This window comes from Kribbella sp. NPDC055071 (assembly GCF_053608045.1).
The window spans coordinates 69,007-89,654 of record NZ_JBSGUS010000012.1 but is presented as its reverse complement, the minus strand read 5'-3'; the positions used below and the strand labels follow the sequence as shown (position 1 = coordinate 89,654).

The following is a 20,648-nucleotide window of genomic DNA, read 5'->3' as shown; positions in this document are numbered from 1 at the left end:
CGAGACTAATGCGACGGGGTCGCAGATGGAAACTCCTCGCGCCGCGCCCAGGCCGACTCCCGCCGATCCCACGACATCGCCGACCACGGCACCGCGAGTTCGTCCAGCGAGTCGATCTCCCGCGGCCGCATCGACGCCATCGGTTGCGCCTCGGCATGCCGCGAAAAGGCCGACTCGACGTAGCGCGTCCCGGTATCGGCGGCCAGGAACACGTGCCTGCGGCTGCTGTCGCAGTTGTGCTCCCACAGCGCGGACAGGTACGCCGCCCCCGCCGACAGCCCCGCGAACACACCGGACGTCCGCAGCAGCTCCACCGCCGCCGACATGGCGTACTCGAACGACACCCAGTGCAGCCGGTCGTACAGCTCGTGCCGCACGTTCCGGAACTCGATCGAGCTGCCGATCCCGGCGATGATCATGTCCGGATCCTGCGTGTGTCCGGCCCCGAACGTGATGCTGCCGAACGGCTGCACACCCACCAGGTTCACGTCCCGTCCACGCTCGCGCAGGTACGCCGCGATCGCACCGGTCGACGCCCCGGTCCCGACCCCGCCGACCAGGCAGAGCGGCCCGGTCGGTACCAACTCGGCGACCAGCTCGGCGACAGCGCCGTACCCGAGGTAGTGGATGTCGTCGTGATACTGCTGCATCCAGTGGTACGTCGGGTTGTCACGCAGGATCTCGCCGATCCGCCGGACCCTGAGGTTCTGGTCGAGCTGCAGGTTGTTGGACGACGGCACCTGCTCGACGGTCGCGCCGAGGATCTCGAGCTGGATCCTCAGCGTCCGGTCGACCGTGGTGGATCCGACGATGTGGCACTTCATCCCGTAGCGGTGACACGCCAGCGCCAGCGCATGTGCGTAGATACCGCTCGAGCTGTCGATCAGGGTGTCCCCGGGCCGGACCGCGCCGGTCTCGAGCAGATGACGTACGGCGCTGAGCGCCGAGTACACCTTCATCGTCTCGAACCGTAAACAGATCAGGTGATCGCCTGATCCGGTACCGACCCGGATCGGGTCCGGATCCTTGATCGCCTCCGCCAGGTGGTCGTGCAGTCGCGTCATCGGCGCGGTTCGCTCCTCGGTTCGGGAATCAACGCGGGCGGAGGAATGGGGTGACCCAGGTCGACGGCCCTCACCAGCCGGCGGGTCAGGTGTGAGACCGGATGCGTCATGACTTGCTCGGGCGGTCCCTGCTCGACCACCCGGCCGCCGTCGATCACCAGGACCTGGTCGGAGACGGCCGCGACCAGACCGAGATCGTGACCGATCCAGATCAGCGCCGTACCGCGGTCCTTGAGCTCGGTGAGCAGGTCGACGACGAGCGCCGTACCGTGGTCGTCGAGCGCGGTGGTGATCTCGTCGCAGATCAGTACGTCGGGATCCGCGAGGACTGCCCGGGCGAGGGCCGCGCGCTGCAACTCGCCGCCGGAGAGCCGGCTCGGCGGGCGGGCCGCGGTGATCGCGGAAACGCCGAGGCGCGCGAGGGTGGCGACGGCCTCGGCGTGGGCCTGCCGGGGTTGCAGGTTGCGCAGGCGTTGCGCCGTGCGGGCGACCTGCTGGTCGACGGGACGTCGTTCGTCGAACGAGCCGCGGACCTCTTGCCAGACGTACTGGATCCGGCGGATCTGTTCGCGCGATCGCTTGCGGAGGACCGGGAGCGGTTCGTCGTCGAGGAGCAGGCGGCCGGTGCAGCGCTCGTGCAGGCCGGCCAGACAGCGGGCGAGCGTGGTCTTGCCGCTACCGGACCGGCCGACGATGCCGAGGCAGGAGCCCGCGCGGACGGCGAAGTCGAGCTCGTGCAGGACAGGATCACGGCCGCGCGGCCGCAGCGACGCGGACAGGTTCATTGCTTGGAGCAACGGTTGTCCGGCGACGGTGGTTCCCGCCGGTGTGAGTTGGGGGCTCTGCGGGAGTACGTCGGTGCCGCCGGCGGCGATCACCTGGCCGGCCGAGAGGACCACGACGCGGGTGGCGAGCGCCCGAACCAGGTCGAGATCGTGACTCAGCAACAAGATCCCCAGTCCGCTCGTCGCCAGGTCGCGCAACTCGTTCACCAACTGCCACCGCGTGATCGAGTCCAGCCCCGTGCTCGGCTCGTCCAGGACCAACACCTTCGGCCGGCACGTCAACGCCTGGGCCAACGCGACTCGTTGTCGCTGTCCACCCGAGAACTGATGCGGGAACCTGCGCAGAGTCCCCTCCGGGATCTGGGCGATACGCACCGCCTCCCGCGCGACGCCTCCGTCCCCCGGATGATGCAGCCGCTCCAGCTCCCGCAACGTCGTCCCCACCCGCCGGGCCGGATTCAGCGCACTTCCCGGATGCTGCGGCATATACGCCACCACTCGCCCCCGGATCGCCGCGGCGTTGCCTGCGACAACCAACTGTCCATCAACCCACACCTCACCAGACAGCTCCACCCCCTGCCCCGACTCCCCTAACAGCGCCAGCGCCGACGTCGTCTTCCCCGACCCCGAAGCACCCACCAAGGCCGTCACTTCTCCCGCGAACACGTCAAAGCCGACGCCATCCACCAGGATCGAAGATCCGGCAACCGCCCCCAGCCCCCGCACCCGCACAAGCCAGCCCGGCGGCGCCGCCGCCGCTTGCTGCTGCGGGTCCAGGCTGTCCTCTCCTCTGCTTTTCATCGGGTTTCCACCAGTTGGCGGGATTTGTGGACGAGGCGGTCGGCGAGCAGGTTGAAGCCGAGGGTGAACGAGACCAGCAGGAGAGCGGGAGCCAGCACCGACCAGGGCTGTAGCAGCAATCCCTCACGATTGCGGGAGATGCTGACGGCCCAATCCGGCGCGGTGGGGCTGAGTCCCAACCCCAGGAAGTTGACAGAGGCAACGAGAAAGACCGCCAGCGTGATGCGCGTACCAAGATCCGCGGCGACCGGCCCCAGCACAGACCGACCGATGTACCCCAGATTGATGGTCACCCAAGACTCCCGCTGCATCCGCAACGCCTCCACCACCGGCGAGCTGGCGGCATTCAGCGCCGCCGCGCGGACCAACCGAGCAACAGTAGGAACGTTGACCATGGCAACGGCCAACGTGATCGCGAACGCCGATGCCCGCCACCCGACCGCAACCACACTGATCACCAGCAACGACGGCAGCGGCAACAACACGTCAAGCGGCCGGATCAACACCTCGTCCAACCACCGATGCCTGGTCGACGCAGCGACCAACCCGATCAGTCCACCCACCAGATAGGCGATCAGGACCGCACCAAGAGCCATCCCCAGCGCCGTCCGCCCGCCGACCAGCAGCAACCCCAGCACATCTCGCCCGAGCCCATCGGTCCCGAGCGGCCCATCACCCGCATAGGGCAAGCCCGGTGCGTCCCGAACCGGGATCAGCGGCCCGACGACCGCCACGACGAGCGGAACCCCAACCAGCACACCCGACACCACAGTCGGGGCTCTCATCGCATGAGCTCCGTCCGCGGGACCAGGCGATTGCACACCAGGTCGGCACCCAGGTTGATCACCAACGCGGCGACCGCGAGTACGAGCGTCAACCCCTGCACAACCGGGACATCGCGCGTCTCCACCCCATCCACCAACGCGGTCGCAAACCCGGGGATCGCGAAGATGGCCTCGACCACCAACACCCCGCCGAGTAGCGTGTCACCGGTCCGCGCCAACTCCTGCACCCCGGGCACGGCGGCATTCGGCAGCACATGCCGCAGCAACAACTGCCGCCGCGGAATCCCGAGCCGCCGAGCCTGTACGACGTACTCCGCATGCAGAGCCGTGATCGTCCCGGCGCGGACCTGCCGTGAGAGTAGACACACGGTCCGCCCGAGCAACACCGCGACCGGCAGGACCAACAACCCGGGCGCCGTGAGCAGGTCCGCCCCGATCCAGGTCGCCGGCAACCATCCCAGCTTCAAGGAGAACACGGCAACGAGCACCACCGCGATGACGAAGTCGGGGATCGCCGACAACGCGAGCGTCACCGAGGTGATCGCCCGATCGAGCCGCCCGTTCTCGCGCGTTCCCATGACGATGCCCAAGGCAACGGCCAGCGGCACCACGATGGCGAGCGTCGCCAGCGTGAGGACCAGCGTCGCACCGACGGAGTCCCGAACGATGTCGACCACGGGTCCGCCACTGATCAACGACGTACCCAGATCGCCTGTCAGCACGTGGCCGAACCAGTGCACGAACCGTTCGAGCGCGGGCTGGTCCAGACCCAACTCCGCCCGCAACCGATCGACCTGCTCGGGTGACAGGGTCTCGGTGAATCGCAGGTCCGCCGCGTCACCCGGTAGCAACGACGTCAGCACGAAGACGAGCACGGACAGCACAGCCAGCTGGATCACAGCGAGAAGAGCACGCTGCGCGGCGTACGACCGCATTCAGGCCAGCCACACCTTGTCGAACCGCCCGGAGTCCAGTGTGTTCGGCGGCACCGACTGCACGCCCTGCAGCTTGGCCGACACCGCGACCAGATAGTCCGGCAACCCCCACGCGATGATCCCGCCGTCGTCGCGCAACGTCTTCTGCAGTACGGCGTACTTCGCCGACCGAGCCGTCTCGTCGGTCAGCACCTGCGCGGCCGCGAAGCCCGCATCGAAGGACGGCTGCCGCCAGTGCGTGACGTTGAACGGTGACTTGGTCAGCAGGCGATCCGTGATGTACTGCGGGATCGGCATCGCGCCGGACCGATGGTTGCCGATGGCACCCTTCGTCAGCAGGTCCTTCGCGTACGTCTGCGGACTCCCGGTCGTCACCTTCAGCCGGACGCCCGACTCCGCGACCTGCTCGGCGAAGAGCGTCGCCGCCTCGACGAACCCAGCCGACGCATCCGCTGTGTAGAGCTCGATCTCCTTGCCGACCAGGCCGGCCTTCTTCAGCAGCTTCGTGGCCTCGGAGACATCCCGCTGCCGCTGCGGCAGGTCCTCCGGGTAGTACTGGTATCCCTTGCCGAAGAGATCGTTGCCGACGGCACCACGACCCGCGAGTACGACGTCGACCAGTCGCTGCCGGTCCGCGAGCAGCTTGAACGCGAGCCGCACGTCCGGGTTGTCGAACGGCGGCTGGTCCACCTTCATCACGAACGCCTGCATCGTGCTGGCCTTCGCGGAGACGATCCGCACGGTCCTCCCGGCCTCCGCGGTCCGCGCGAAGGTCGCGGTCATGTCGTTCGCATACTCGGCCTGCCCACCCTGTACGGCGTTCGCCCGCGCACCGGAATCCGCCGACAGGATGTGGAGCTCCTCGATCCGGGCCGGCTCGTCCCAGTAGTCGTCGTACCGGCCGGCGATCATCGACCGTCCGGCCTCGAACGAGACGAAGCGGAAGGCGCCCGTCCCGATCGGTTTGGTGGGGTCCTTGAAGCCGTCGCGGACGATCTGCGTGCCGATCCCGGCCAGCAGCGCCGGGAACTCGGCGTTCGGCGCGGCCAGCACGAGCTCGACCGTCCGGGCGTCGATCGCCTTGCAGCGCCGCAGATCCAGCGTCGCGAGCGACGACTGCGCGACCCGATCCGGCGCGGACGGATCGGCGATCCGCGCGAGGCTGTAGAGGACGTCGTCGCTGGTCAGCTTGGCACCGTTGTGGAACGCCACGTCCCGGAGCGTGAACCGCCAGGTCAACGCCTGACCGTCGTGGTCCCACTTCGACGCGAGCCGTGGCACCGGCTTCAGATCCGGTCCGAGCTCGACGAGTTTCTCGTACATCGCCTTGTGGCGCGCGATATCCACGAACAGGCTCTGGACGTGTGGGTCGAGGACTTCCTTGGCGCCACCACCGGCATACACCGCGCGCAGGCGGCCGCCCTGTTTCGGCTGGACCGCGTCCTCGCCGTCGGTGCCGCAACCGGTCAGCGCGGCCAGGCCAATGCCTCCGGCCAGGCCCAGGAAGCCTCGTCTGTTCAGAGCATCCGACATCCCACACATCCTCACGTTAGTGAAAACGGTTGTCAAATTCAGCGCGCATCCGAACGAGACGTCCTCATTCTTTCGGGCAGGCGTCATCGACTGCTGTGCGTGACGGCGTGTCCGCTGTTAGCTACCAGCAGGTACTGGGAGTGACCGAACTACTCGTCGCAGTCGGGGGACGTGCAGGGGTCCGCGGGGATGGCCGCGGCGATGCGGTCGAAGAGGGCCGTCAGTTGGGCCTGCTCCTCGGGGGTGAGGTGGTCGAAGAAGTACGTGCGGACCGCGTCGACGTGGTCGGGCGCGGCGGCGTCGATCGCCTTCCGGCCGAGGTGGGTGAGGCGAACCATCGAGCCGCGGGCGTCGGCGGGGCACTCCTCGCGGCAGACCAGGCCGCGCTTCTCCATCCGGCTGACCTGATGCGACAGCCGGCTCCGCTCCCAGCCGACGGACTTGCCGAGGTCGCGGGTCCGCAGTACGCCGTCCTCCGCAACCGACAGCGGATGCAGCAGCGCGTAGTCAGCACCGGAGAGCCCCGAATTCGTGATCAGCCGGGCTTCCAGCACGCGCACCAGCTCGCGGTAGGTGTCGCGGTACGACTCCCACAGCCGCGCCTCACGCCCATCGAGCCACCGCGCTTCCGTCATTCGCCCAGTGTACGGACACCTGTTGACATGTCACCGACAAAAGCACAAGGGAGTCGGTGGCGCATCTAGGGGGTGCGCGAAAGGGCTACGGCCAGGCCGACGGTGGCGGCCATGATGAGGAGTTCGACGGTTGCCAGGCGGCGGAAGGCGGTTGGGTTACCGGTGGCCAGGGTTGGAAGGGTTGTACGGCGATGCCACCAGCCGACTATTACCAGCAGCGCGAACGCGACCGCCTTGGCGAATACGAGAGCGCCGTACCCGCTCGTCACCCATTGCGTGATCAGCGACCAGCCTGTCCCTCGGCCGCCGAGGTGGATCTCCGCGGTCAGCAGGCCCGTGATGCCCATCGTCACCGCGCACACCAGCGCCAGCGTGCTGAACAGTTCGACTGCCTGCCGAGAGCGCGCATACCGCAGTACGCCGCCCAGTCCGCCGATCCACACGGTGGCGACGATGACGTGGACGACGAGTGAGGAGGTGGCGAGCACCGACCAGGCATTGGTGCGGGTGAGTGCGCCGTGACCGGTCAGCAGCGGGCCGACCAGCGCGAACGCGGTGAGCAACGCGGCGATACGAGCAGCACGTAGGGTCCGGCAGCCGCTCAGGAATACAGCCAGGAGCGCCGTGAGTACGACGGTGAGCGCGAGGGCTCGTACTTGGGTGAGTTCAGCTGCGGCAGAGGCGTGCTCGGCGAGGTGCGAGAGCGGGATGCCGAGAATGACCGCCGCGGATGCCAGCAACCCGCCGATGCTCGCGACCGCCCACACCCCAGCCGCCAACGCTGCGTCCTGACAGGCGCGCAGCGCCGTCGCGCCGAGCTTCCCGTCCACCGCCGGCAAAAACAGTACGACGGCAACCATCGCGCCCCCGGTCACCACAGCCGCCGCATCCGCGACGAACCGCAACACCGGAACCGACCAGGACAACGGCATCCCAGCCCCCAGCAACCCCGCCGGCAACGCCTTCGGCGCCCCACCCGCCGCCACCAGACAAACCACCATCACAACAATGCCGACAGCAACCATCCCCAACCCCACCAACCACCCAGACCGATTCACCACACCCGGTCCGTAGGAGGGGGTGAGGCGAGCACCACCCGACCCACCACCCGGTCCGTCGGAGGGCGCGAGGGGAGCACCCACCGGTTCGGCGGTGGGATTGGGCTCGGGGTGGTCCGGGTCTTGGGGGTTCATCGGGCGGCTGGGCGGCGGCGGACGATGACGACGGCCAGGGCTACGACGACCAGCATGACCAGGCACATGGCGACGATGGTGACCAGGTTGGAGTTGTCGGCGGGTGGGGTAGTGGTCCCGCCGGCGGGTTGGACCGCGGGGTGCCCGGCGTGGGTGACGGTGAAGGATCCCGTCACCGTGATCGGGTGGCCGTCGGCCGAGACGACACGCGCCTCGATCTGGTACTTCCCGGCCTCGATCATCGCGCCGACCGGCTGCGTCACCGTGTTGTCGATCACCTGGACGTCACCGCTGGCGACGTTCGTCCCGCTCGGCGCGTTCACCAGCACCTGCGTGCCGTTACTGCCGACGGGCTCGTTGAACGTCAGCACAACCTTCGTCGGCGGCGCAGCCATCGACGACCCGTCGACCGGCGTCATCGACTCGAGTTTGGCGTGCGCCGCCGCCACTCCGGTGGAGAGCACCAGAGCGAGCAGCGACGCAACCAGTACAGCAATCAAACGGCGCACGATTACGACTGCGCCTTCCCGCTACCGGCCTCGACCGGAGCAGGCTTCCGCGAACGCAAGCCGAACGCCAGACCGAGCAGACCAACCAGCAGCCCACCACCACCGAGCCAACGCGCCACGGCATCAGTGGAGTCGCTCGTCTCGTTGGTAGTGGCAGCGACCGGAGTGATCGCGGCGGCCAGCTTCAGCGTCGGCGCCGGGTGCTCCGGCTCGTCCGCGCCGGCCTTCGCGGCCTCGGCCCACTTGACGACCTCACCGTCGCTGTAGGTCTGCTCGGCCGGGAAGCTCAGCGAATCAACACCTTCCGGCAACCTACCGACCGACAACGCGAACTCGTCGAAGTCGTTCGGCGGGATGCCCGCGGCGGCACCGGTACCCGTCGCGGTCCAGGTGACCTGAGTGATCGCCTCGGTCAGCGTGACGTCACCGACCTTGACCGGCGCGGCGAGCTTCTCCTGCTTCTTCTCGACCTTCCACCCGTCCTTGGGCTGCGCTCCGACCGACGCGAACGGATGGTCCTTGGGCAACGAGACGACGAGCTTGGTGGTGCTGGTGTTGTCGGACTCGGTCGGTACGCGGAACACCAGTTTCGCGTACCCACCGGGCTTGGCGTCCGGCGACGACACCGTGACGTGGGCCGACGCCGAGGTGGCGGCACCGACCAGGACAAGTGCGGACGCCGCGGCAATCCCGGCGGCTCGCAGGGCGAATCTCTTGGGCATGAAGAACCTTTCACGGTCGTACGAGGAGTCCCGGCCGCGAAGCACGCGGCCGGTTCAGGAAACGGAAAGCACTCGTACGACGGGAGGCCCGCGCAGGCACACGTTCGAGGTCAGCCAGGCCCCGACCAGCCGCGGCGCGGACGCACGGGCGAGCAACGCGACGGCAGGACGCCGTACCCGATGAAGGACCGGGAGCTGGGGAAGGAAACGAGCCAGGAGCCGCCGGATGCGGTAGATCCAGTGCTGGGCCTGACCGACCGCCAGGACACCGGCCAGCAGCGCCGACAGGTGGGTCGCGGTCATCAGCAGACTGCCCCCGATTCCCGGCTGCATCGCCATGTCGTGGTCCATCGGCGGATGGGCCGAGTCTAGAGACACGTGCACCAACAGCTGCACTGCAGCCAGGACAAGGGCCGTGAGCAATCGTTCACCAGCTAGGTACTCCCCCAGCAGCCAACACACCCCGGCGAGTGCAACCAGCGGAGGTACGACGACCAGCGGGACCGGGCCACCACCGACGAGCGCATGACCGACCACTGCGACTACGACGCTCAGCGCCGCAACCACAGACGTCGCGCTACTCCGGACCGGCATGACTGTTCCCCTCTATCCAGTCACTCTACGGTCGAAGGGACCGGCTGGTTCCCTCAGTGCGCGGCGATGAACTTCCGTACGGCGTCGGTGAAGGCGTCCGGCTCCTCGATGTGACCGAAGTGACCGCTCTGGTTGAGGATCACGAGGTCCGCACCCGGGATCCCGTCGGCGAGCTCGCGGGCCGAGTTCACCGGGCAGATGAAGTCCGCGACCCCGACGATCACCAGAGCCGGTACGACGAACTCGCCCAGCCGGCCGCGGATGTCCCAGGCGGAGTCCTGCCGGTTGGCGTCGTACGTCAGGTCGAGCATCGGCAGCCAGTCACCGAGCCGCGGCTCGATCGCCTCGAAGTCCTTGAAGTACACGGGGAGCAGGCGCTGCAGCATGTCCAGCTCCTGGTCGCGATCGTTCGTGGACTCCTTCCACGCGGCCAGGACCTGCTCCGCGAGTGGATCGCCGGCCGGGCGGGCCGCGGCGTACGCCTCGATGTTGCGGAACGCCTGCTCGCCGAGTTCCTGACCGTTGTAGGCCATCGAGTCGTAGACGATGAGCCCGGCCACGCGTTCGGGATAGTCGAGCCCGGTCTGCAGAGCGACGAATCCGCCGTGCGAATGGCCGAGCACGAACACCTTGTCGGCACCGAGGTGCTGGGTGAGCTGGTCGACGAAGTACGCGTAGCGCTCCATCGTGTACTTGTCGTCCGGCAGCCGGTCCGACGATCCCGTGCCGACGGGCTCGACGTACACCATCGTCAGGTGCTTCTCGAGCTCCGGCAGGCGGAGATACGGCCAGTGGATGCCGGGTCCGCCGGGGTGCGCCAGGCAGACGGGACCGCTGCCGTGCACGTGGTAGGTGAGCCGGAGACCGTCGACCATGAGTTCGGGCACGAAAAAGAGTGTGCCGTATTCATGCAACCGTTTGGCCCGCCCACCACGTTGGATCGGCAAGAGAGCGGAGGGCCGCCGGGTGAAAGAAGAGGACGAGAAGGACTTCGTCGACTTCGTCACCCATCAGTCCAACGCTCTGTGCCGGACCGCCTACCTACTGTGCGGAGACTGGCGCCGAGCCGAGGACGCGACTCAGGAGGCGCTGATCCGGTTGTACCGGGTCTGGGCCCGGATCCAGCGCAAAGGCGCGGTCACGGCGTACGCCCGGAAGGTAGTGGTCACAACGACGCTGGACGGACTGCGTCGCAAGTCCAGCCAGGAGGTGGTCGGCGGTGAGGAATACTTCGCGGCAGAGGCCGACAGCTCCGATCCGCTCGGCGTCCTCGAGGACCGGCTCGTGATCACCCAGGCGCTGGCCGAGCTCCCGCCCCGGCAGCGGGCGTGCGTCGTCCTGCGCTACTTCGACGAACTGTCCGTCGACGAGACCGCCGCCGTGCTCGACTGCCGGCCTGGAACCGTCAAGAGCCAGACGATGCGAGCCCTCGACAAACTCCGCTCGCATCCGGCACTGATCGAACTCACAGCCTTCGCGGGGCTGACATGACCCGGGAACTGAAGATGCTGCTGGACCGGGCGACCGAGCGTCCGCTGCCGTTCAGTCCGGACCCGACCAAGCTCATCGCCGCCGGCCGCCGTCGTACCCGCAATCGCCGGATCGTCGGCTCAATAGCCACCGTCGCCGCGGTTGCGGTGGTCGCCGCCGGTGTTGCGGTAGCCGTCGACCTGCAGGATCGGCGCGTCGCACCCGCGACCCAGCCCGCCCCGAAACCTGCGGACACCCTGTGTACGACGTCGACCGGACGCATCCTGCACGATGCGGAGGTCGAAGGCTGGGAGCAGATGGCTTCGGTCAAGGACCGGAACGGAACCGGTTGGATTATGCGCAAGCCTGACCGGACCCAGTTCGCCTATTGCGTGACCGGCACTCGCGGCGTGCCGAACGTCCCGCTCGCGGGCCGCGGTGGGGTCCTGGTCCGGAAGAGTCCGCTCGACGAGAAGAGCAGCCTGCTCACCGTTTTCGGCGTCGCCCACGGGGCGACCGTGCGGGTCCTCGTACAGACCGGCGACGGGGTGAGCGGCGACGCCATCCTGAAGGGGAAGCTGTACATCTACCGGTACGTCGAGCCGTATCCGTGGCCAGGCCCGCTGCCGACAGTTGAGACCAAAGGGTTGGCCGCGAACGGTTACTCCACCTTCCTCGGCCACTGGTGATCCGCCTGGTCATGGATGATGGGTGCCATGGATGTAGCGGTGCTGGAAATCGGGGGCAGCCACGTCACGGCGGCGATCGTGTCGCCGGGCGGGTGGGTCGTCGACGTGGTGGACCGGGCGAAACTCGAATCCCAGCAGGCACCTGAGGTCGTCGTCGGCCAGTTGGCGGACGCGGCCCGGAAGTTGCCGCTGGCAAGCGGTCTGGCGGTGGCGCTGCCGGGGCCGTTCGACTTCGCCACGGGGGTGGCCTGGTATCGCGGGCAGGACAAGTTCGACCAGCTCTACGGGTACAACCTGGGTGACGCCCTGCGTGCCGAGCTCGGCCTCGACCGGCTGATGTTCATGAACGACGCCGAGGCCTTCGCGGTCGGCGAGTGGACCGCGGGCGAGGTCCGAGGCGTCGAACGCTGCGTCGGCGTGACGATCGGCACCGGCATCGGTACGGCGTTCCTCGCCGACGGACAGGTGGTCCGCGAGGGCGAGACCGTGCCGCCCGGCGGTGAGCTCTACAAGACGTCGTACGACGGAAAGCCGCTGGAGGACTCCATCTCCGCCCGCGCCATCCTGCGCGCGTACCCCGGCCAAGCCCCGGGCGTAAAGGAGATCGCCGACCTGGCCCGAGCCGGCGACCAAGCCGCCCACGAGGTGCTCCACACGGCCTTCGCCGTCCTGGCAGCCGCCCTCAAGCCCTGGCAAGACCGCTTCGGCGTCACCAAAACAGTCCTGGGCGGCTCAATCTCCGGCGCCTTCGACCTGGTCACCGACGTCTTTCCCTCCAACACCTCAGCCACCCAAAACACCGAAAACTCCGCCCTGATAGGCGCCGCAGCCCACCACCTCCGCATCCGCACCCCGATCTCCAGGCCATCACAATCTCCGACCAGCGACGGGCTCACGCCTGACCTCCACCGGAACCACAGATTGTGATGGCCTGGAGATCGCTCACTCAGCCCGCCAAGCGCCCGCCACTCTTGTCGGGGGTGTGGGTACGGTCTGGTCATGAAGATTGCCGTGCCTCGACTGCGTGCTCAGCTTGATCCGGCGTCGCCTGCGCGTGACGAGATCGAGGATGAGACCCGGTTGGTGGATGTGGGCTTGGAGGAGGTGGATCTGAGTGATCTCGAGGTTGAGCATCTTGAGGTGAGTGGGTGTCGGCTGACTCGATGCAAGCTGGCTGGGTCGGATCTGGAGAAGCTGATCCTGGTCGACGTCGAGCTGTCTCAGTGCGATGTCGCGAACGCGCGGTGGTCCGATGCGGCGCTGACCCGGGTGGCGATCACGTCCTCGCGGCTGACCGGGTTCGCCGGGCCGGGGATGAGCCTTCAGCACACCACCATCCGCGACAGCGTGCTCGACTTCGGGTCGTTCCGGTTCGCGAAGTTCGTCAAGGTGGAGTTCGCCGACTGCCGGCTGCAGAACGCGGACTTCGTCTCCGCGGACCTGAGCGGCACGGTCTTCCGCGGCTGCGACTTCACCGGCGCCGAGTTCTCCCAGGTCAAGGCGTCCCGGGCGGTCTTCATCGACTGCACCTGGGACACCGCCCGCGGTCTCACCTCCCTGGCCGGCGCGACCGTTGCCGCCTCCTCCCCGATCGACACCCTGACGTTCACCAGCGCGGTCACCACGGCCACCGGGATCACGCTAGCCCACCCGGACGAGCTCGCCTGAGCCTGTACAGGGCGTGAGCCTGCCCACGCCGAGGTGGGAGCGCTCGGAACGCCCATTAGGGTGGGGCTGTGACTGACTCGACGATCATCTACACCCACACCGACGAGGCTCCGGCGCTGGCCACGTACTCGTTCCTCCCCGTGATCCAGGCGTACGCCGGTCAGGCCGGTGTCGGGGTGGAGACCCGGGACATCTCACTGGCCGGCCGCATGATCGCGCTCTTCGGCGACTACCTGACCGAAGCGCAGCGGATCCCGGACGCGCTGGCCGAGCTCGGTGAGCTGGCCAAGACGCCCGAGGCGAACATCATCAAGCTGCCGAACATCTCCGCCTCGATCCCGCAGCTCAAGGCTGCGATCACCGAGCTGCAGTCCCAGGGCTACGCGCTGCCGGACTACCCGGACGAGCCGAAGACCGACGAGGAGCGGGAGATCCAGGCCCGCTACGACAAGGTCAAGGGCTCCGCGGTCAACCCGGTGCTGCGCGAGGGCAACTCGGACCGCCGCGCACCCGCCTCGGTGAAGAACTACGCCAAGACGCACCCGCACCGCATGGGTGCCTGGAGCGCGGATTCCAAGACCAACGTCGCGACGATGGGTCAGGACGACTTCCGCTCGACCGAGAAGTCCACGGTGATCGAGTCCCCGGGCTCGCTGCGGATCGAGCTCGTCGGCGACGACGGCTCCAAGACCGTCCTGCGCGAGGCCGTCCCCGTCCTGGCGAACGAGGTCATCGACGCCTCGGTGATGCGCGTCGACGCGCTGCGTGAGTTCCTGACCGCGCAGGTGGCGCGGGCGAAGGCCGAGGACGTGCTGTTCTCGGTCCACCTGAAGGCCACGATGATGAAGGTCTCCGACCCGATCGTGTTCGGTCACGCCGTACGGGCGTTCTTCCCGGAGACCTTCGCGCGGTACGGCGACGTCCTGGCCAAGGCCGGTCTCACCCCGAACGACGGACTCGGCGGCATCCTGTCCGGGATCGCCTCGCTGCCGGAGGGCGCCGAGATCAAGGCGTCGTTCGACGCCGAGCTGGCCGACGGCCCGGCGCTCGCGATGGTCGACTCGGACAAGGGCATCACCAACCTGCACGTCCCGTCCGACGTGATCGTGGACGCGTCGATGCCGGCCATGATCCGTTCCTCCGGCCACATGTGGGGGCCGGACGGTCAGGAGCACGACACCATCGCCGTACTGCCGGACAGCAGCTACGCCGGGATCTACCAGGTCGTCCTCGACGACTGCCGTGCGAACGGCGCGTTCGACCCGGCCACGATGGGTTCCGTGCCGAACGTGGGTCTGATGGCGCAGAAGGCCGAGGAGTACGGCTCCCACGACAAGACCTTCGAGATCCAGACGACCGGGATCGTGCGGTTGGTCGACGAGTCGGGCAGCGTCGTCCTCGAGCAGGCTGTCTCCGCGGGTGACATCTTCCGCGCTTGCCAGACCAAGGACGCGCCGATCCAGGACTGGGTCAAGCTGGCGGTCAACCGGGCTCGGGCGACCGGCGACCCGGCGGTGTTCTGGCTGGACGAGACCCGGGCGCACGACGCCGAGATCATCTCCAAGGTGCAGAAGTACCTGTTCGACCACGACACCGAGGGCCTGGACATCCGGATCCTCGCGCCGGTGGACGCGATCACGTTCTCGCTCGAGCGGATCCGGCGTGGCGAGAACACGATCTCGGTGACGGGCAACGTGCTGCGTGACTACCTGACCGACCTGTTCCCGATCCTCGAGCTCGGCACCAGCGCGAAGATGCTGTCGATCGTGCCGCTGATGGCGGGCGGTGGCCTGTTCGAGACCGGCGCGGGTGGGTCGGCGCCGAAGCACGTGCAGCAGCTGGTCAAGGAGAACTACCTGCGCTGGGACAGCCTGGGTGAGTTCTTCGCACTGGCCGCGAGCTTCGAGCACCTGGCCCAGGCGACCGGCAACGCGCGCGCCCAGGTCCTCGCGGACACGCTGGACCGCGCGACCGCGACGTTCCTGAACGAGGACAAGTCCCCGACCCGTCGCGTCGGCGGCATCGACAACCGCGGCAGCCACTTCTACCTGTCCCTCTACTGGGCCCAGGAGCTGGCCAAGCAAACCGACGACGCCGACCTCGCCAAGGCCTTCACCCCCCTGGCCGAAACCTTGGCCACCAACGAGCAAACCATCGTCGAAGAACTGATCGCCGTCCAAGGCAGCCCGGTCGACCTGGGCGGCTACTACCAACCAGACCCGGCCAAGGCGGCCGCGATCATGCGTCCGTCGAAGACCTGGAACGACGCACTCGCTTCGCTCTGATCGACGGCAGAAGGCGCCCGGTGATCCGGGCGCCTTCTTGCGTTTCAGGACGTGAACGGCACGCGCGTCCAGTTCAGTACGGCGGGACTGCGCGGGTCGATCGTCACCCGGAGGTAGTCGTTCACTCCCGTCGAACCGTCGACGGTGACCCGGGACAGGTTCTCGGCCGGCGTCGTCACGCCGTAGAACTTGGTCCACGACGAGCTCGCCGAGAGCGGCTTGTCACTGTTGTAGACGTGGCTGTCACCGTTGAACAGGTACACCGGACCGTGGAAGTTCGCCGCCTCACGGGCGATCTCCCGCACGATCGGCTGGAAGGCGTAGTAGTCCGCGAACGACGGGCTGGTCACGGTCGGGTCGAACATGTCGGCCTGGGTGAGCAGAACGACAGCCTTGTTGTGCTCGTCGCGGGCCTGGGCGAACGTGTCGCGGATGCTCTGCATGACGGCCGACGTCCGGTTCAGCACCTCGGCCGTCTGCTCCGGCGTCGCCGCGGTCTTGCCGGTCCACGGCGCCAGACTGTTGTTGCTCCCCACGATGTGCAACGCCGCGAACGCGACGCCGTCGCGGCTGAACCGGACATCCTCCGGGATACCCTGCGCCACCTGGCTCTCGACCTTGACCGAATGCCGGCCGAGCGTGCGACCCGGCTGCGGGAAGAACGTCTGGCGGACCTTCGCCAGCCGCTCCAGCGGGTTGTACCCGCCGTTGTTCGCGCGGTGGCAGTCCGTCCACTCGTTGTCGCCGACGGTGTAGACGAGCGGGTCCGCGAAGCGGTCGAACTGCGTCCGCACCTGCGCGAAGTACTCGTCGCTGCAGACCGACGAGCCGTCCTTGATGTCGCCGAGGTGAGTGACCAGCTGGACCGGCTTGTCCGCGTTGATCTGGTCGACGACCTTCGGGAACCGGGCGATCTGTGCCGGTCCGTAGGGAATGTCGCCGATCACGGCGAAGGTGTAGGTCTGCGGTCCACGGTCGGCGGCGGCGGCCGGAATCCCGACCGCGATCCCGACCAGCGCCAGACAGGTGGAGATCACGGGCGCGCGACGTACTCTCACGAATTCCTCCAGGTTCCAGGGGATACGGGCCAACCTTTCGGCCCGGGCGTGAACGCCGCCGCACCGGCGGATGAACTTCAGCTCCTGAGAGTCCGCTGAACGCCGCCCGGAATTGCGTGGCAGACCGCCCATCGCCTTCCTACACTGCGGTCATGACGACGACCCGTTCCGTGCTTGCCTCGCAGGCCGCGGACTTTCCCCGGTGGTATCAGGACGTGATTGCCAAAGCCGAGCTCGCCGACAACGGGCCGGTGCGGGGGACGATGGTCATCCGACCGTACGGGTACGCGATCTGGGAACACCTCCAAACCGCCATGGACCAACGGATCAAGGCCGCCGGCGCGGCCAACGCCTACTTCCCGCTGCTGATCCCCGAGAGCTACCTGAGCCGCGAGGCCGAGCACGTCGAGGGGTTCAGCCCGGAGCTCGCCGTCGTAACAGTTGCCGGCGGCAAGCAGCTCGAGGAACCGTTGGTGATCCGCCCGACCTCGGAGACCGTGGTCGGCGAGTACATGGCGAAGTGGATCCAGAGCTACCGAGACCTTCCGCTGCTCCTGAACCAGTGGGCCAACGTCGTCCGGTGGGAGCTGCGGCCACGACTCTTCCTGCGCACGACCGAATTCCTCTGGCAGGAAGGCCATACCGCCCACGCCGACGCTGCGGACGCCCGCGCGTACGCGACCAAGATCCTGTCCGACGTCTACCGCGACGTGATGGTCAACGTCCTGGCGATCCCGGTGGTCGCCGGCCGCAAGACCCGGCGTGAACGCTTCGCCGGCGCGGTCAACACGATGACGCTGGAGGCGATGACCGGCGACGGAAAGGCCCTGCAGATGGGGACCTCGCACGAGCTCGGCCAGAACTTCGCGAAAGCCTTCGATATCGAGTATGTCAACGGCGACGGCCAGCGCGAGCTTGCGTGGACCACGTCGTGGGGCAGTTCGACCCGGATGATGGGCGGGCTGATCATGGTCCACGGCGACGACGCCGGACTGCGCGTCCCGCCGGTGGTCGCGCCGACCCAGGTCGTCGTACTGGCGGTCAAGGACGACACCGTCGAGGCGGTCCACCGGATCGCCACCGACCTCACCGCGGCCGGGTTGCGCGTGGCCGTCGACGACCGCACCGACCAGCCGTTCGGCCGGCGTGCGGTGAACTGGGAACTGAAGGGCGTCCCGATCCGGATCGAGCTCGGGCCGCGCGATCTCGCGGCCGGCGTGGCCACGGTGGTCCGCCGACTCCGCGACTCCAGCAAGGACGCCGTGAACCTGGCCGAGCTCACCACCACAGTCGTCGCCGCGATCGAGGCCGATCAGACCTACCTGCTCGATGAGGCAACCCGTCTGCGGGCAGCGCGGACGACACCGGTCACCAGCATCGACGAGGCGCTGGAGGCCGCACCCACCGGCTGGGTCAGCCTGCCGTACGACGTTGTCGGCGAGGAGGGCGAGGATCGGCTGGCCACGGCCGGCATCTCGATCCGCTGCCTCCAACGCCCGGACGGCACGCTCCCGACCGACGACGGCGAACGCGGCCTGACCGCCTTCGCCGCCCGTTCCTACTAACCGTCTCTAGGGTGGTCCTCATGTCATCGGTCAAGCAGTTCCAAGTCACCTTCGACTGCGCGGAGCCCGAACGCATCGCCCGGTTCTGGTGCGAGGTGCTGGGGTACGTCGTACCGCCACCGCCATCGGGGTTCGATTCGTGGGACGACTTCGAGGCGCAGTCGGGTGAAGAGCCGGGCGCGTCGTTCGCCTGTGTCGATCCGACCGGCGTAGGCCCGCGGCTGTACTTCCAGCGCGTCCCCGAGGGCAAGGTCGTCAAGAACCGACTGCACCTCGACGTACGCGTCGGGACGGGGCTCAAGGGTGCGGAACGCCTGGCCGCGCTCGAGGCCGAATGCCAACGACTGCTTCCCCTCGGCGCAACGCGCGGCCAACTCCTCGTCGCCGACGGCGACAACGAGTCGTGCCAGAACATGTTCGACATCGAGGGCAATGAGTTCTGCCTCGATTAGGCCGCGTCTCCCTGCGACGAAATCTCGGTGAGAGATCGGTGAGATGTCCGCCGATCAGGCTCGAGCCACCGGAGTGTGTGGCGACGAGAGGACGACGGGATGCGCAGGGTGTTCGGCTGGGTGGGGGTTGCTGCTGCGGGTGGCCCGCTGCTGATCGGGAGCGTACTGACCGGACCAGCAGCGGCGGCCACCGCAGCAACGATTGAGCCGTCCGCGGCGCAGCGGCAGGCTGCGGACTTCGACGGTGACGGCAAGGATGATCCGGCAGTCTGGCGACCCTCAACTGCCGCATGGATCATCAAGCGGTCCAGTGACGGCGTACAGACAACAACGGTGTACGGCGCACCCGGCGACATCCCGCTACCCGCCGACTACACCGGCGACGGCAAGGCCGATCTCGCCGTCTACCGCCCGTCCAACAACACCTTCTACGTATGGCGTCCCGGCACCACCCAACTCGTCCAGCAGTTGGGTGCAGCCGGCGACATCCCAGTAACCGGCGACTACGACGGCGACAAGAAAGCCGACTTCACCGTCTGGCGCCCGTCCGACGGCACGTGGCTGATGAAGCACAGCAGCACGGGCGCCGTCGTACAACGGCAGTGGGGCCAGAACGGCGACGTACCCCTGTCCGGCGACTACGACGGCGACGGCAAATCGGACCCAACCGTCTGGCGACCCATTGGCGGCAGCGCGGGTGAATGGTGGGCACTGCACAGCATCGACGACGGCTACATCCACAAGAGCTCGCCCGTAGAACTGCGGCCCTATTCGGCGGACTACGACGGGGACGGGAAGAGCGACTTCGGTGGGCTCCAGAACTTCGGGGACGGCGCCTGGCGATACACCTCGAGCCGAACCGGCGTCGACGAGCAGATCCTCCTGGACGTGCAGGACGAACCGATACCGGGCGACTACGACGGAGACGGCAAGGCGGACTTCGCGTACCGGGACTACACCAACACCTGGGACATCATGTTCTCCGGCAACGACCAGCTGACCCAGTACGGCCAGTCCGGCGACATCCCCTTCGCCCTCGACTTCGACGGCGACAAGAAGGCCGACAAGGCAGTGTGGCGCCCGTCGAACCAGACCTGGTACATCTACCGCTCGAGCGACGGCGGCCAGACGATCCGCACGTACGGCGCCGCCGGCGACATCCCCGTCCCCGCCGACTACGACGGCGACGGCAAGATCGACATCGCTGTCTTCCGCCCGGTCAGTGGGCTCTGGGGCGTGGTCAAGAGCAGCGACGGCCAGGCCGACTACCAATGGTGGGGCGGCAACAAAGGCGACATCCCAGTGCCTGGTGACTACGACGGCGACAAGTTGGCCGACCGCGCAACGTTCTGGACGAACGGGACGTGGGGCATCAAACTCACCGGCACCGGCCAGGAGCGCTACGAGCAGTGGGGCCAGTCCGGCGACAAGCCTTCGCTCGGCGACGTCGACGGCGACGGCAAGCAGGACCTGATCGTGGCTCGCACCGTCTGGGACGACCTCAGCAATGCCTATCGGTCGACGGTCTACATCCGAACCAGCTCGAACGGCGGCGACCAGGCCCGCACGACGACACAGCCCGGCGGAGGGCCGGGCGTGGTGACGCGCCTCGCCGACACAAACCTCGACGGACGCGACGACCCGATCATCCGCGCCAACCCCGTCTGGTCTTCGACCTGGACGATCTTGGACCAGCCCACCACCTCGACCGTGCAGACGTTCGGTCGCGGCGACGGGCCTGTCATCTCCGAGATCCCGCTGGTCGGCAACTTCCTGGGCGATGCGCGAGCCGATCTGACCTACTTCCACCCGTCCGACGGCACCTGGCACGTCCAGAAGGACCCGACCAAAGACAAGATCCGGATCCCCCTGGGCGTCGCCGGCGACGTCCTGCTCGGCTGAGAG

Annotated in this window: 20 protein-coding genes; 8 read left to right on the top strand and 12 right to left on the bottom strand. The window is 67.8% G+C overall.

Annotated elements, in window-relative coordinates:
• Positions 1 to 5: 5 nt before the first annotated feature.
• From ACWF4Z_RS20885 to ACWF4Z_RS20835, 11 genes are all read right to left on the bottom strand, one after another.
• The gene (locus tag ACWF4Z_RS20885; protein WP_452244752.1) at positions 6 to 1,064 is read right to left on the bottom strand and encodes a pyridoxal-phosphate dependent enzyme; all 1,059 of its coding nucleotides are present in this window, start codon (positions 1,062 to 1,064) and stop codon (positions 6 to 8) included.
• Positions 1,061 to 2,650: an ABC transporter ATP-binding protein gene (locus ACWF4Z_RS20880; protein ID WP_452244751.1), complete on the bottom strand. Its 1,590-nt coding sequence runs from the start codon at positions 2,648 to 2,650 to the stop codon at positions 1,061 to 1,063. The genes ACWF4Z_RS20885 and ACWF4Z_RS20880 overlap by 4 nt, the downstream gene beginning before the upstream one ends.
• Positions 2,647 to 3,435 (bottom strand): ABC transporter permease, encoded by a 789-nt coding sequence (locus tag ACWF4Z_RS20875; protein ID WP_452244750.1) that lies wholly within the window; start codon positions 3,433 to 3,435, stop codon positions 2,647 to 2,649. The genes ACWF4Z_RS20880 and ACWF4Z_RS20875 overlap by 4 nt, the downstream gene beginning before the upstream one ends.
• Positions 3,432 to 4,370 carry an ABC transporter permease gene (locus ACWF4Z_RS20870; RefSeq protein WP_452244749.1) on the bottom strand — a complete coding sequence of 313 codons (939 nt, stop codon included), beginning with the start codon at positions 4,368 to 4,370 and terminating at the stop codon, positions 3,432 to 3,434. Before ACWF4Z_RS20870 ends, ACWF4Z_RS20875 begins: the two co-directional genes overlap by 4 nt.
• On the bottom strand, positions 4,371 to 5,903 hold the full coding sequence (locus ACWF4Z_RS20865) for an ABC transporter substrate-binding protein (RefSeq protein WP_452244748.1): 1,533 nt from the start codon (positions 5,901 to 5,903) through the stop codon (positions 4,371 to 4,373). It abuts the gene before it with no gap.
• A 149-nt stretch (positions 5,904 to 6,052) separates the two neighbouring features.
• Positions 6,053 to 6,538 carry a MarR family winged helix-turn-helix transcriptional regulator gene (locus ACWF4Z_RS20860; protein WP_452244747.1) on the bottom strand — a complete coding sequence of 162 codons (486 nt, stop codon included), beginning with the start codon at positions 6,536 to 6,538 and terminating at the stop codon, positions 6,053 to 6,055.
• A gap of 65 nt (positions 6,539 to 6,603) precedes the next feature.
• Positions 6,604 to 7,524 carry a copper resistance D family protein gene (locus tag ACWF4Z_RS20855; protein ID WP_452244746.1) on the bottom strand — a complete coding sequence of 307 codons (921 nt, stop codon included), beginning with the start codon at positions 7,522 to 7,524 and terminating at the stop codon, positions 6,604 to 6,606.
• Between the two features lie 203 nt (positions 7,525 to 7,727).
• Positions 7,728 to 8,240: a copper resistance CopC family protein gene (locus ACWF4Z_RS20850; RefSeq protein ID WP_452244745.1), complete on the bottom strand. Its 513-nt coding sequence runs from the start codon at positions 8,238 to 8,240 to the stop codon at positions 7,728 to 7,730.
• Between the two features lie 2 nt (positions 8,241 to 8,242).
• On the bottom strand, positions 8,243 to 8,962 hold the full coding sequence (locus ACWF4Z_RS20845) for a YcnI family copper-binding membrane protein (protein WP_452244744.1): 720 nt from the start codon (positions 8,960 to 8,962) through the stop codon (positions 8,243 to 8,245).
• A gap of 54 nt (positions 8,963 to 9,016) precedes the next feature.
• The gene (locus ACWF4Z_RS20840; protein ID WP_452244743.1) at positions 9,017 to 9,556 is read right to left on the bottom strand and encodes a hypothetical protein; all 540 of its coding nucleotides are present in this window, start codon (positions 9,554 to 9,556) and stop codon (positions 9,017 to 9,019) included.
• A 53-nt stretch (positions 9,557 to 9,609) separates the two neighbouring features.
• The gene (locus tag ACWF4Z_RS20835) at positions 9,610 to 10,443 is read right to left on the bottom strand and encodes an alpha/beta fold hydrolase (RefSeq protein WP_452244742.1); all 834 of its coding nucleotides are present in this window, start codon (positions 10,441 to 10,443) and stop codon (positions 9,610 to 9,612) included.
• A gap of 79 nt (positions 10,444 to 10,522) precedes the next feature.
• Here ACWF4Z_RS20835 and ACWF4Z_RS20830 point away from each other — a divergent pair, with 79 nt between their 5' ends.
• The 5 genes from ACWF4Z_RS20830 to ACWF4Z_RS20810 all read left to right on the top strand — a co-directional run bounded on the left by ACWF4Z_RS20830 (position 10,523) and on the right by ACWF4Z_RS20810 (position 15,668).
• Positions 10,523 to 11,047, top strand: a complete 525-nt coding sequence (locus tag ACWF4Z_RS20830) for a SigE family RNA polymerase sigma factor (protein ID WP_452244741.1) — start codon at positions 10,523 to 10,525, stop codon at positions 11,045 to 11,047.
• Positions 11,044 to 11,715, top strand: a complete 672-nt coding sequence (locus ACWF4Z_RS20825; RefSeq protein ID WP_452244740.1) for a hypothetical protein — start codon at positions 11,044 to 11,046, stop codon at positions 11,713 to 11,715. Before ACWF4Z_RS20830 ends, ACWF4Z_RS20825 begins: the two co-directional genes overlap by 4 nt.
• 39 nt (positions 11,716 to 11,754) lie before the next feature.
• Positions 11,755 to 12,642, top strand: coding sequence for an ROK family protein (locus ACWF4Z_RS20820; RefSeq protein WP_452244739.1), 888 nt, complete (start codon positions 11,755 to 11,757; stop codon positions 12,640 to 12,642).
• A 72-nt stretch (positions 12,643 to 12,714) separates the two neighbouring features.
• Complete coding sequence (locus ACWF4Z_RS20815) at positions 12,715 to 13,383, top strand: pentapeptide repeat-containing protein (RefSeq protein WP_452244738.1); 669 nt, start codon at positions 12,715 to 12,717, stop codon at positions 13,381 to 13,383.
• Positions 13,384 to 13,451: 68 nt separating this feature from the next.
• Positions 13,452 to 15,668: an NADP-dependent isocitrate dehydrogenase gene (locus ACWF4Z_RS20810; RefSeq protein ID WP_452244737.1), complete on the top strand. Its 2,217-nt coding sequence runs from the start codon at positions 13,452 to 13,454 to the stop codon at positions 15,666 to 15,668.
• A gap of 44 nt (positions 15,669 to 15,712) precedes the next feature.
• Here the strand turns inward: ACWF4Z_RS20810 and ACWF4Z_RS20805 are convergent, their stop codons facing one another.
• Complete coding sequence (locus tag ACWF4Z_RS20805; protein WP_452244736.1) at positions 15,713 to 16,726, bottom strand: metallophosphoesterase; 1,014 nt, start codon at positions 16,724 to 16,726, stop codon at positions 15,713 to 15,715.
• A gap of 152 nt (positions 16,727 to 16,878) precedes the next feature.
• On the opposite strand from ACWF4Z_RS20805, the gene proS reads away from it, so the two are divergent.
• From proS to ACWF4Z_RS20790, 3 genes are all read left to right on the top strand, one after another.
• Positions 16,879 to 18,291 (top strand): proline--tRNA ligase, encoded by a 1,413-nt coding sequence (gene proS, locus ACWF4Z_RS20800; protein ID WP_452244735.1) that lies wholly within the window; start codon positions 16,879 to 16,881, stop codon positions 18,289 to 18,291.
• 20 nt (positions 18,292 to 18,311) lie between these two features.
• Positions 18,312 to 18,743 carry a VOC family protein gene (locus tag ACWF4Z_RS20795; RefSeq protein ID WP_452244734.1) on the top strand — a complete coding sequence of 144 codons (432 nt, stop codon included), beginning with the start codon at positions 18,312 to 18,314 and terminating at the stop codon, positions 18,741 to 18,743.
• A gap of 99 nt (positions 18,744 to 18,842) precedes the next feature.
• Complete coding sequence (locus ACWF4Z_RS20790) at positions 18,843 to 20,645, top strand: FG-GAP repeat domain-containing protein (RefSeq protein WP_452244733.1); 1,803 nt, start codon at positions 18,843 to 18,845, stop codon at positions 20,643 to 20,645.
• Positions 20,646 to 20,648: the final 3 nt, after the last annotated feature.